Here is a 12,238-nt window from a genome sequence, read left to right as displayed (position 1 = left end):
CACACAATTTGAAGGATTCGCCATGAAAGGATGGAGCCCCCTGCTGGCCCTGCTGGGTTGCGTCAGTGTCCAGGCCGCCGATGTACCGCCCGGCACTGAACTCGCCGCCGAACAGGCGGTCGTGCGTCATCTCAAGGATGAGCCGGCCAGCCTGAGCCCCCTCAAGCTGGTCGGCCTGCCGGAGCTGCAGGTGCTCAGGGATCTCTACGAGGGGTTGCTGACCCAGGGGCCGGACGGCAAGGTGCTGCCCGGGGTGGCCGCCCGCTGGGAGAACAGGGGCAACCGGCAGTTCACATTCCACCTGAGGCCCGATGCCCGCTGGTCCAACGGGGATCCCGTGCGCGCCGCCGACTTCGTCTACGGCTGGCGCAAACTGGTCGATCCGAAAGAAGCCGCCACCTTCGCCTGGTTCGCCCAGCTTGCCCGCTTCGACAAGGTGGACGACATCGTAGCCGGCAAGCTGGCCCCCGAGGCGCTAGGGGTGAAGGCCCTCGACGAGCATACCCTGCAGGTGACCCTCTCCCAGCCGGTGCCCTACTTCCTGAGCCTGCTGACCCACCCCAGCCTGTCGCCGCTGCACAAGGCCAGCATGGAACAATACGGCAGCCAGTGGACCCAGCCCGGCAAGCTGGTGGGCAACGGCGCCTTCGTGCTGAGTCACCGGGTGGTGAACGAGAAGCTGGAGCTGACCCCGAACCCCTACTACTGGGATCGCGCCCATACCGTGTTGACCAAGGTTACCTTCGTCCCCATCAACCAGGAGAGCGCGGCCACCCTCCGCTACCTGGCCGGGGATCTGCACATCACCGAGTCCTTCCCCAAGGAGCAGTATCACAAGCTGATGCAGCAGATCCCGGGCGAGGTCCATACCCCGGATCAGCTCGGCACCTACTACTACGCCTTCAACACCCAACGCCCGCCTCTTGACGATGTGCGGGTGCGCAAGGCGCTCTCCTACACCATCGATCGGGGCCTGATTGCCGACAAGGTGCTGGGGACAGGTGAGAAGCCCGCCTACCACTTCACCCCGGACGTGACCGCCGGCTTCGCGCCCAAGCCCAACCTGATCTCCACCCGCAGCCAGCAGGCGCTCGACGAGCAGGCCAGGGCGCTGCTCAAGGAGGCCGGTTACGGCCCGGACAAGCCCCTCAAGCTGACCCTGCTGTACAACACGGCGGAGATCCACAAGAAGATGGCGCTGGCCATCGCCAACCTGTGGAAGCAGAAGCTGGGGGCCAGGGTCGAGCTCACCAACCAGGAGTGGAAGAGCTACCTCGACAGCCGCCAGAGCGGCCAGTTCGAGGTGATCCGCTCCTCCTGGGTGGCCGATTACAACGACCCGTCCGCCTTCCTCGGCCTCTGGGGATCCGGCCACAGCGGCAACATGGCCCGTTTCGCGAACCCCCATTACGACACCCTGCTGACCAGGGCGGCCGCCAGCCAGGATCCCGCCGAGCGCGGCCGCCTGTTCGACGAGGCCGAAGCCATACTGCAGGAGCAGGCCCCCATCGCCCCCATCTACCAGTACACCAATGCCCGGCTCATCAAGCCCTGGCTCAAGGGCTATCCCATCAACAACCCGGAAGACGTGGCCTACAGCCGCCAGCTCTACCTCGTCAAGCACTGAGCAATCGAGGGGCCAGCCTGTCTGGCCCCCTCCTGGCACTGTTCCCGTTCAAGTTCCCGGCATAGAATGCCGTTTCTCTTCGTCCATCAGCCCGTTGATTCGATCGCCCTATGCGTTGTCTGCCCCTGATTGCCCTGTTGATCGCCCTCCCCGCCCAGGCCGCCAGTGAAACCGAGTGCCGCCAGGCCTTCCTCGAATGGATGCTGGACCAGCAGAAGCAGTTCAGCGATCGCAAGGCCAGCAAGATGGAGCGACGCAACGCCGAGCGGGCCATCGATCAGGCCCGCGACGAGTTCGCCAAGGAGGAGAGCTTCTGCCAGGCCATGGCCTGGGTCGACGGGGATACGGGCCGGGATCCCCGCTTCAAGCCGAGAACGGGGGAGATCCACGACTTCACCCCCCGAAGCTGATCCCGCCGCGCAGGCCCGCCATCTACGACTTTTTTCAGTCTTCATCCCGTGGATTTGTTGACCCAAGCCAAGGTGGTGTCACCCCCCGCATCTACAATGACGCCGTAACAGTCACAAAAAATAAAAACAAATTTATCAGTTACTTGGCTCATTCAGGATGCGCACATGACCACAAACCCACAAGAGGGGGAGATCCGTTTCCCCGATTACATCTCGCTGATTTCGACCACGGATCCCAGCAGTCACATCACCTACGCCAACCAGCATTTCTGCGACGTGGCCGGCTACAGCGCCGCCGAGATGGAGGGGGTGCCCCACAACCTGGTGCGCCACCCCGACATGCCCAAGGCCGCCTTCGCCGACATGTGGCGCCGGCTGCAGCAGGGCAAGAGCTGGATGGGACTGGTGAAGAACCGCACCAAGAGCGGCCAGTTCTACTGGGTCAATGCCTATGTCACCCCCATCCTCAACGAACGGCGGCAGATCATCGAATACCAGTCGGTCCGCACCCGTCCGCAGGATCACGACATCGCCTGGGCGGAGCAGCTCTATGCCCGGATCCGCGCCGGCAGGGCGCTACCCTGGCTCAGCCGCCTCACCCTGGAGCCGGGACAGCTCACCCTGCTGCTGTGCGGGCTGGCCCTGGCGGGCATGGGGGCCGCCCTGGTGACGGGCCAGGCCGGATGGGGCGCCATCACCCTGCTCTGCCTGCTGGCCCAGATGGGGCATGGCTGGCACCAACAGAAGCGGCTGGCCCGGCTGCTGGCCATGGCCGGCGAGGAGCTGGGCACGCCCCTGTGCCAGGTGCTCTACGCCCGGCGGCAGGACGGTCTGGGGGCCCTCGAGCTGCTGCTGCGCATGAAGAAGGCCGAGCTCAGGGCCGTGGTGGGGCGCAGCGCCGACACCAACCAGCAGATCCTGCAGGCGGCGGAGGATGACAGGGGCCATATCCAGACCATAGACACCCACCTGCAACAGCAGCGGGCCCAGAGCGAGCAGCTGGCGGCGGCCATCACCGAGATGAGCCACTCCATTCGCGACGTGGCCGACAACGCCCACCAGGCCAACGCCCTGGTGAGCGAGGTGCAGCAGGTGTCTGAGAGCGGCCGGCAGGCGCTCGCGACCACTCGCGCCTCGGTGAACCAGCTGCATCAGGAGCTGGATGCCAGTCAGGCGGTGCTGGCCCGCCTGAACCAGGACAGCCAGAAGATCAGCGGCATCCTGGAGGTCATCGGGCAGATCGCGGATCAGACCAACCTGCTCTCCCTCAATGCGGCCATCGAGGCGGCCCGGGCCGGCGAGCAGGGGCGCGGCTTTGCGGTGGTGGCCGACGAGATCCGGGCCCTGGCCCAGAAGACCCGCAGCTCCACCGGCGAGATCAGCGAGATGATAGGGGCGTTGCAGCAGAGCACCCGGCAGTTGTCAGATGGCATGGCCCAGGGGGCGCAAACCTCGGAGCGCTGCCAGCAGCACATGGGGGCTACCGCCGAGGTGCTCGACCAGATCAACCAGATGCTGACCCGGGTGACCCACACCAGCGACGAGATAGCCCAGGCGGTCAGCCAGCAGGCGGATGTCACCAGCACCCTGGATCAGGGGATACAGCAGATCCATCAGCTGGCGAGCCACACCGCGGACAACAGCCGACAGGCGCTGGATGGCATCACCCTGCTGGTGGAGCGGCTGCAAAACCTCTCCCGCCTGATCACCCAGTTCCACGACTGAAATTGCCCTCCGTGTAGCCAGGCGCGTCTCCGGACGCGCTGCGATTTCTCCGCCACCACCCCTTGATGCCAGACGCCGGCCCTACCCGGTTGCGCTCCCCTCCTCCGTTTCTCACCCCCATATGGGGCCTTTCATACATTTGTAACACAAATGTAAACGGAATTACTCCAACGCCCGCCATAACAGTCACTTTCCATCGTGCCTCAACCAAAAGGACTTCATGATGCACAACGCTCTGAGCTATGCCGCCCTGCTGCTCGCCGGCGCCCTGCCGCTGCAGGCGCTGGCCGACACCGATGTCTACCTCACCAACAACAGCCCGGAACCCCTGCAACTGACGGTCAGCCAAAGCGGCAGCGGCCAGCTGCAGGCAGGCAGCCAGTGGATTCAGCACAGGACGGAGCTGGGCCCCTGGGAGAGCGCCATGGTGCTCAGCTTCAATCGCTACGAGGGAGTGCAGGCGGGCAAGCACTATCTGTTCGAAACCCGTGTCACCACCGCCGGCGGCGACACCTATCGCCTCAACCAGCGGATGGAGGGCACCTGGTGGAACAGCACCCTGCAGCACGGCGGCGAGACGCCGACCGCCAGCTCCGGCTGGCAGATCGATCGCGCCCTGCATCGCACCCGGGGACCGCAGGAGCTGGCCTTCGCCGCCAAGTTCACCGGCCGTTACGACGATCTGCACTACATGCTCACCCCACCACAACAGCGGGAGCAGCCGGAACCGGCAGAAGACAAGCTCAAGGTCGCCAGCTACAACGTCTGGGCCCTGCCGGTGATCGCCGCCAGCATAGGCGAGCGGCTGGCGCTGCTGCCCGATCATCTCAAGGGCTATGACGCCCTGCTGTTGCAGGAGGTGTTCGACGGTCGGCGCGAGGGCTTCCTGCAGGCGCTGGCCAAGGAGTACCCCTACCAGACCAAGGTGCTCGACAAGCCCGGGGTCAACATCCACGACGGCGGCGTGGTGATCGTCAGCCGCTACCCCATAGTGCGCGAGGCCCAGCTGGTCTATCCCCAGTGCACCGGCACCGACTGCTTCGCCGACAAGGGGGTGATGTACGCCGAGGTGATCAAGGGGGGCAAGGCCTGGCACCTGTTTGCCACCCACACCGCCAGCTTCGACACCGACGAGGCACGCCGGCTGCGCCAGATCCAGTTCGGCCAGATCCGCACCCTGGCCGCCAGCCTCGGGATCCCGGCCAGCGACACCGTCATCTACGGTGGCGACTTCAACGTCAACAAGCGCAAGTTCGCCGACGACTACGCCGGCATGCTGGCCAACCTCAACGCCCATGAGCCCGCCTATGGCGGCTACACCGAGGCCACCTTCGATCCCAGGATCAACCCCTACGCCGGCGGGCCCCTCTCAGGCGGCGCCAACGTCGAGTATCTGGACTATCTGGTGGTGAGCCAGGAGTACGGCACCGTCAGCCACAACCTCAACAGCGTCTGGATCCCGCGCAGCAGCGATGGCAGCCTCTGGCCCGCCAGCAACCTCTCCGATCACTTCCCGGTCAAGGGAGAGATCAGCCGATGAAGCGCCGTTACGGGTTCCTGGCCCTGGCGGTGCTGGCGCTGTTGCTGCTCCACCTCGGCTGGCAGGAGGCGCCCGAGCAGCCGGCACTCACCAGCCAGAGCGCTCAGCCAGCCGCCGCCGAGTCACCGCAGACACAGCCGCCACTGGCCCCCGTCACCGGCCCGATTGCCACCACCGCCGCGCCAGCCAGCCCAGCACAGGCCCCTGCCAGCTGGCGCGATCTGCCGGACGAGATGAATCGGCAGCTCGCCAGCGAGGTCAGCGACAGCGAGCAGCCGCTGGCCGAGCGGCTCGCCAATCTGGAGGCGATAGAGGCCCAATGGCTGAGCGAGGGGGAGAGCCTGTTTCGGCTGCAGGGGCGCTACGCCCTGGCACTCGAGCAGCTGGCGCAGGAGAGCGAGCAGCTAACCCTGGCCGAGCGGCTGACGGCCCTCACCCGGCTGCAGGATGAGTGGGCGGCGGATCATCCGGATCTGGCGGCGGATCTGTTCAACCCGGATGCCCGCTTGCAGCAGGCGCGCCAGCTGTGGGGGGACGAGGAGCTGGCGACCCTGGCCCGCCACTTCCTGCCGGCCGGGCAGGCCGAGGCGACCGTGCAGTTCGCCGCCAGCCGGCAACAGCAGCTGGCGCAGCGCAGCCACTATCAGCAGCAGCTGACCGAGCTGGAGCAGCAGCTGGCGGCCAGCCGGGGCAACATGGACGAGGCAAGCTGGCAGCAGCACAGGGAGGTGGTGCTCGGGCAGTTTAGGCGCGACTTCTTCGCCCAGGAGCAGGGCCGGCCCTGAACCGGCGACGGCCTGGGGAGTCTGATCGCCACAAGAGAAAGGGCCCGTCAGGGCCCTTGATGTTTGCCGGATCATCAGGCCAGCGGATAGCTGGCCGCCAGCCCGTTCTCGCAGTGCCAGTTGGCCCACAGCTTGTTGTCGCTGCCCATCTGCAGGGTGGCGAAGTTGCGGGTGCGCAGATAGACGGGGGCGCCGAACGGCTTGATCAGCTCGGCGCGGATCAGCCGGCTCTCGTCGAGGTATTCGGGATCGTCGTTGGTCATGGCGAGGATCCCCGTCCATTGGAACTGGGTGGGGCAGGGATGCACTATGCCGGAGGAGACCAGCTGGTGCACGTTGAGCACCCCGTCCCGCTTGTCCTGGATCACCCCGAGGCAGCCCACGTGCACGTCGCCGGAGAGGATCAGGGTCTTGCAGCCAGGATCCCGCTGGCGACGGTTCTTGGCGTTGTCCAGCAGCCGCATGATGAGGCGGGCCCGCTCCCCCTCGTGTGACTTGGCGCGCCAGTGATCCTTGAGATCGTCGGTCAGCTCCTCCTCCCAGGGGGTCGCATCGAACGCCGCCTCGGTGAAGGAGAAGTCGCGATAGACCACGGGCACCCCGGTCATGACCAGCAGGTGCCCCTCGCCGCAATCGGCCAGTACCCCGTTGATCTGATCCCACTGCTCCCGGCTCATCACCTGGCTCTGGGTGCGAGTCGCCCTGTTGTCCAGGGCCAGGATCTGGTAGTCCCGAAAACGCAGTCGCCAGGAGTGATGGGCCAGGTTCGCAGGATCCAGCAGGGAGGCATTGGCAGCGGAGCGCAGCTGGAACAGCCGGAAATACTTGGCGGCGGCGGCATAGATGGCCTGATAGACCTCGCAGCCCTGCAAGTCGGCGGGATAGCTGCCCCAGCCATCGAAGATGTCGTGATCGTCCCACATCATGACGCTCGGCACCCGGGCCAGCATGGCGGCCACCTCGGGGCGGCTCCACTGCCGGCAGTAGAGTTCGCAATAGAAGCGATCGAGCTGCTCCACCATGGTCCGGGTCGCCTTGCGTTTGACCTTCTCCACCCGATCCAGCTCGTTCCAGGCCTTGAGGCTGGGCACCGAGGTCCAGAGGGAGTCGGCATAGACCTGATCCCCGCCCATCAGCAGCAGCGAGAAGGGATGCTCCCTGTGCTCGGCGGCCAGCTTGTCCCACATCACATAGGGCTGGGGGGTGGAGGTGAGCAGCTTGAAGTCGGAGAAACCGTTGCAGGATGCATACCCGATGCGCACCCGCTCCTCCCGCCCCGGCAGATGAAACTGCCACTGGCTGATCCCGGCCAGATCCCGGGCGGCCACACCGTCCAGCAGGATCTCGTAATCGACCGTGCTGGCCCGGGCCTCCGGGGTCGCCGACCAGACGGCGCGCCAGAACGCCCCTCTGGGGGTATCCGCCTGCTTGCTGGCGGTCAGCAGCCTGCCATTGACCTTGACGCTGGCCCCCTTGAAGCCCGCCACCGCCAGGAAACAGATGCTGTATTGTGTCTCAGATTCGAGCCCCAGCAGGGGCCCCATTACCAGGGTCGTCATCCGCTATCCTCCATGGTCCAGTCCATGGAGCATACCGAAACAGGCCTCCTTTGATACTGCCCAACCGGGCAGCGTCGCGCCTAGGCCTTGCCCTTGAACTGCCTGATGCTGCGCTTGCCCTGGGTGCGCCGGTTTGCCTGCTTGTCCCTGGGGGCCCGCTTGCCCTCCCCGCTCGCCGGCTGATCGGTCACCGGGAAGCCGTCGAGCGCCGCCAGCGGCAGGGCCCGCCCGGTCAGGGCCCGTATCGCCTCGAGCGCCCCGCCGTCGCCGTGGCAGGTGAGGGAGATGGCGAGCCCGCTGCGCCCGGCCCGGGCGGTACGGCCGATGCGGTGCACATACACGGGGGCATGGGCAGGCAGATCCAGGTTGATCACCAGGGGCAGCGCCTCCACGTGAATGCCCCGCGCCATCAGATCCGTGGCCACAAGCACCCGCACCCTGCCCGTCCTGAAGTCGGCCAGCGCCTGCTCCCGCACCGCCTGCTCCTTGTCCCCGTGCAGGGCCGCCACCGCAATGCCCGCCCTGGCGAGCTTCTTCGCCACTCCGTCCGCGTCGTCCCTGGCGCTGATGAAGACCAGCACCTGGGGCCAGTCGTGCGCCTTGAGCAGGGCGATCAGCGCCGGCACCTTGCTGCTCCTGTTGACCAGATAGAGCCGCTCCTCGATCTCGCTCACCAGGCTGTGGAGGGGCTCGGCCTCGATACGCGCCGGATCCCGCAACAGGCCGGTGGCCAAGCTCTCCAGCTCGGCGGGCAGGGTGGCCGAGAACAGCAGGGTCTGACGCTCGGCGGGCATCGCCTTTATCAGCCACTGGATGTCGGGCCAGAAGCCCATCTCCAGCAGGCGGTCCGCCTCGTCCAGCACCAGGCAGCGCAGCGCGCCCAGCCCCAGCACCTGCTGGGCCAGCAAGTCCCGCAGCCGCCCCGGCGTCGCCACCAGCAGTTGCGGCCCCAGGGCCAGCTCGGCCTGTTGCAGCTCCTGCGCCACGCCACCGCACAGGGTCAGGACCCGCAGCCCCAATCCTTCGGCCACCCCTTGCAGGGCGGCGCTCACCTGGCTGGCCAGCTCGCGGGTCGGCACCAGCACCAGTCCCTGCACCCGATCGGAGGCCGCGTCCAGCCGCTGCAGCAGCGGCAGGCCGAATGCCAGGGTCTTGCCGCTGCCGGTGCGGGCCAGGGCCAGCAGATCCCGGCCGGCCAGCGCCGCCGGTATGGCCAGGCGCTGGACGGGGGTGGGCGTGTGCAGGGTCGCGGGCAGGGCGGCCAGCAGGGTGGGAGCGAGGGAGAGTTCGTCAAAGGTCATGGGGCTACGCAGATAGAGGCTGAACGAGGATGTGGGGGCGAAGTCTAGCCAGAGCCGTCCCATAAGTAAAAGGATCGGGATATGCAATGAAAACGGCCTGCCCCGTGTGCACGGGGCAGGCCGTCAGGCAATCAGGAGAGGGCGCGAATTACAGGGCAGCCAGGGCGGCGGCGTAGTTCGGCTCGTCGGCGACTTCGGCCACCAGTTCGCTGTGCAGCACCTTGTCGTGCTCGTCCAGCACGACGATGGCACGGGCAGCCAGACCCACCAGCGGACCGGAGGAGAAGGCCACGCCATAGTCCTGCAGGAAGGAGACGCCGCGCAGGGTGGAGAGGTTCACCACCTTGTCCAGCCCCTCGGCGCCGCAGAAACGGGCCTGGGCGAACGGCAGGTCGGCAGAGATGCACAGCACCACGGCGTTGTTCAGGGCGCTGGCCTGCTCGTTGAACTTGCGCACCGAGGTGGCGCAGGTCGGGGTGTCGACGCTCGGGAAGATGTTCAGGATCTTGCGCTGACCGGCGAAGTTCGCCAGGGTCACATCGGACAGATCCTTGGCAACCAGGGAGAAGGGCTTGGCCTGCTCGCCGGCGACGGGGAAGTGACCGGAAACGGAGACAGGGTTGCCTTGCAGGGTGACGGTATTGCTCATGTTAGGTCCTTGATGATTGATGTGGGATCCAGGGTCCACAGTATAGGCCTGCCGGGCGGGGACAAACACCCGCTAACAAGAGGGATTTGCGCCCTGCTCCCGTCCCCCGCGCTTTCCAGCCACGGGACTTGGGATCAGTCACCCGGACAAAGACCATAAACCGGGCTTGACCTTGGACTAAAGACCAAGGTTTACACTGGGTCCAGACATCGGGGATCCCGCAGGGGCGGGATCCACTCAAGAGGGACTCATCATGAGCAAATCCTGCTGCGGCCATTCCCATGCCGCCCCCATCAAGGGCATCGTCAAGGCCGCCCCCCACGAGCACCAGCACGACAGCCACTGCTGCGACAACGCCGCCCCGACCCAGGGTTGCCAGCGTCAGGCCTCCCGGGATCACCAGGAGCACGGCACAGGCGAATGTACCGGGGATGAGGATCCCCCCGCCGGGGCCAAAAGCCCGCCCCCTGCGCATCATGCACACGCCCCCGACGGCCCCCTGCCTGCCCCCACCCGCGACAGCCGCCGCCACAGCTGGCAGGTGCTGGGGATGGACTGCCCCAGCTGCGCCCGCAAGATAGAGACCGCCGTCAGCCGGGTCGAGGGCGTCACCCAGGCTCGCGTGTTGTTCGCCACCGAGAAGCTGGTGGTGGATCTGGCCCCCGGCCTCTCCCCCGATCCCGTCACCGCCGCCGTGCTGGCCGCCGGTTTCCAGCTCAAGGGAAACACCCAGGCGATAAAAGCCGATGACAAGCAGCGCAGCCCCTGGCTGGCGACGCTGGGCAACTTGTTCAGCAAATATGGGCAACCCCTGTCGCTGGCGGCCCTGATGGGGATCGCCGCCCTGTTGCCGGCCCAGTTCGGCAAGCCGCTGTTTGTCCTGGCGACCCTCTGGGGGCTCTGGCCCGTCGCCCGCAAGGCCTGGGCACTGACCCAAAGCGGTTCCCCCTTCGCCATCGAGACCCTGATGACGGTCGCCGCCGTGGGAGCACTGTTCCTCGGCGAGACCGCCGAGGCGGCCATGGTGCTGCTGCTCTTCATGCTGGGGGAGCATCTGGAATCCTACGCCGCCGGCCGCGCCCGCGCCGGGGTCTCCGCCCTGATGGCCCTGGTGCCGGACAAGGCGCTGCGCCTCCGCAAGACCCCCGAAGGGGAGCTGCGTGAAGAGGTGGCGGCCGAGCAGCTGCGTCCCGGCGACCTTGTCGAGATCGCCCCGGGCGCCCGACTGCCCGCCGATGCCGTGCTGCTCGACCCGCTCGGGGCCTTCGACGAGAGCGCCCTGACCGGCGAATCTATCCCGGTGGAGCGCCGCCGGGGTGACAGGGTGCCCGCCGGCAGTCTGGCGGCGGATCGGGTGCTGCGCCTGGAGGTGGTCTCCGAGCCCGGCCACAACGCCATCGACCGCATCCTGCACCTGATCGAGGAGGCCGAGAGCCAGCGCGCCCCCATAGAGCGCTTCATCGACCGTTTCAGCCGCTGGTACACCCCGGCCATGATGCTGATCGCACTGCTGGTGATGCTGGTGCCACCGCTCGCCTTCGGCCAGGCGTGGGATCCGTGGATCTACCGCGCCCTGGCGCTGCTGCTGATCGGCTGCCCCTGCGCCCTGGTCATCTCCACCCCGGCGGCGGTGACGTCCGCTCTGGCGGCGGCGACGCGGCAGGGAGCCCTGATCAAGGGAGGTGCGGCGCTGGAGCGGCTGGCCCACGTCGATACCGTCGCCTTCGACAAGACCGGCACCCTGACCCTGGGCAAGCCGCAGCTGACCGACGTCATCGCCCTGAACGACCGGGGCGAGGACGCGTTGCTGGCCCTGGCGGCAACCATCGAGCAGGGCTCCCATCACCCGCTGGCCAAGGCGATTGTGGCGGCGGCCGGCGAACGTGGCCTCAGCCTCGCCACGGCCCAGGCGCTGCGCGCCCTGCCCGGCATGGGGGTGGAGGGTCGCATCGATGGCACCCTCTGGCAGCTGCTGGCACCGAGCCGGGTCGCCGCCCTAGATGCGGCGGTGCAGGCCAGGATTGCCACCCTGGAGCAGCAGGGCAAGACGGTGGTGGTGCTCGCTCAGCCCGACACCGCCCCGGCGGCCCTGCTGGCCCTGCGGGACCAGATCCGGCCCGAGGCCGCCGTCGCACTGCGCGAGCTGCACGAACTCGGGCTCAAGAGCATCATGCTGACCGGGGACAACCCGCGCACCGCCGAGGCCATCGCCACCGAACTCGGCATGGGCTGGCGCGCCGGCCTGTTGCCCCAGGGCAAGGTGGAGGAGATAGCCAGACTCGCCGAGACCCAGAGGGTGGCCATGATAGGGGATGGCATCAACGACGCCCCGGCCATGAAGCGGGCCAGCATCGGCATCGCCATGGGGGGCGGCACCGACGTGGCGCTGGAGACCGCGGACGCGGCCCTGACCCACAATCAGCTCGGCGGCCTGGCCGCCATGATCAGGCTCTCGCGCGCGGCGCTCGCCAACATCCACCAGAACATAGCGCTGGCGCTGGGGCTCAAGGCTATCTTCCTGGTCACCAGCCTGCTCGGCATCACGGGTCTGTGGATAGCGGTGCTGGCGGATACCGGCGCCACCGCCCTGGTCACCGCCAACGCCCTGCGCCTGCTGCGCAAGCGCTAAGCCGGCCCTTAAC

General features: G+C 67.2%; 9 protein-coding genes. 6 read left to right on the top strand and 3 right to left on the bottom strand.

Features of this window, described 5'->3' with window-relative positions; genetic code table 11:
• Positions 1–22: 22 nt before the first annotated feature.
• The 5 genes from AB5Y72_RS10050 (at position 23) to AB5Y72_RS10030 (ending at position 6,087) form a co-directional block, all read left to right on the top strand.
• Positions 23–1,627 carry an ABC transporter substrate-binding protein gene (locus AB5Y72_RS10050; RefSeq protein ID WP_325783536.1) on the top strand — a complete coding sequence of 535 codons (1,605 nt, stop codon included), beginning with the start codon at positions 23–25 and terminating at the stop codon, positions 1,625–1,627.
• A 110-nt stretch (positions 1,628–1,737) separates the two neighbouring features.
• On the top strand, positions 1,738–2,037 hold the full coding sequence (locus AB5Y72_RS10045) for a hypothetical protein (protein ID WP_325783535.1): 300 nt from the start codon (positions 1,738–1,740) through the stop codon (positions 2,035–2,037).
• A gap of 165 nt (positions 2,038–2,202) precedes the next feature.
• The gene (locus AB5Y72_RS10040; RefSeq protein ID WP_325783534.1) at positions 2,203–3,762 is read left to right on the top strand and encodes a PAS domain-containing methyl-accepting chemotaxis protein; all 1,560 of its coding nucleotides are present in this window, start codon (positions 2,203–2,205) and stop codon (positions 3,760–3,762) included.
• 223 nt (positions 3,763–3,985) lie between these two features.
• Positions 3,986–5,302 carry a sphingomyelin phosphodiesterase gene (locus tag AB5Y72_RS10035; protein WP_325783533.1) on the top strand — a complete coding sequence of 439 codons (1,317 nt, stop codon included), beginning with the start codon at positions 3,986–3,988 and terminating at the stop codon, positions 5,300–5,302.
• The gene (locus AB5Y72_RS10030; protein ID WP_368198954.1) at positions 5,299–6,087 is read left to right on the top strand and encodes a hypothetical protein; all 789 of its coding nucleotides are present in this window, start codon (positions 5,299–5,301) and stop codon (positions 6,085–6,087) included. The genes AB5Y72_RS10035 and AB5Y72_RS10030 overlap by 4 nt, the downstream gene beginning before the upstream one ends.
• 74 nt (positions 6,088–6,161) lie before the next feature.
• Here the strand turns inward: AB5Y72_RS10030 and AB5Y72_RS10025 are convergent, their stop codons facing one another.
• From AB5Y72_RS10025 to tpx, 3 genes are all read right to left on the bottom strand, one after another.
• Positions 6,162–7,646, bottom strand: coding sequence for an alkaline phosphatase D family protein (locus AB5Y72_RS10025; protein ID WP_368198952.1), 1,485 nt, complete (start codon positions 7,644–7,646; stop codon positions 6,162–6,164).
• 80 nt (positions 7,647–7,726) lie between these two features.
• Positions 7,727–8,947, bottom strand: coding sequence for a DEAD/DEAH box helicase (locus AB5Y72_RS10020; protein WP_368198951.1), 1,221 nt, complete (start codon positions 8,945–8,947; stop codon positions 7,727–7,729).
• A gap of 148 nt (positions 8,948–9,095) precedes the next feature.
• Positions 9,096–9,596, bottom strand: coding sequence for a thiol peroxidase (gene tpx, locus AB5Y72_RS10015; RefSeq protein ID WP_042074074.1), 501 nt, complete (start codon positions 9,594–9,596; stop codon positions 9,096–9,098).
• Between the two features lie 253 nt (positions 9,597–9,849).
• On the opposite strand from tpx, the gene AB5Y72_RS10010 reads away from it, so the two are divergent.
• Positions 9,850–12,225: a zinc/cadmium/mercury/lead-transporting ATPase gene (locus AB5Y72_RS10010; protein ID WP_368198949.1), complete on the top strand. Its 2,376-nt coding sequence runs from the start codon at positions 9,850–9,852 to the stop codon at positions 12,223–12,225.
• Positions 12,226–12,238 lie beyond the last annotated feature (13 nt).

The organism is Aeromonas sp. R7-4, assembly GCF_040908055.1.
In the GTDB taxonomy this organism is placed as follows: domain Bacteria; phylum Pseudomonadota; class Gammaproteobacteria; order Enterobacterales; family Aeromonadaceae; genus Aeromonas; species Aeromonas sanarellii.
The sequence above is the reverse complement of the archived record's forward strand: the minus strand, read 5'-3'. Positions and strand labels throughout refer to the sequence as shown.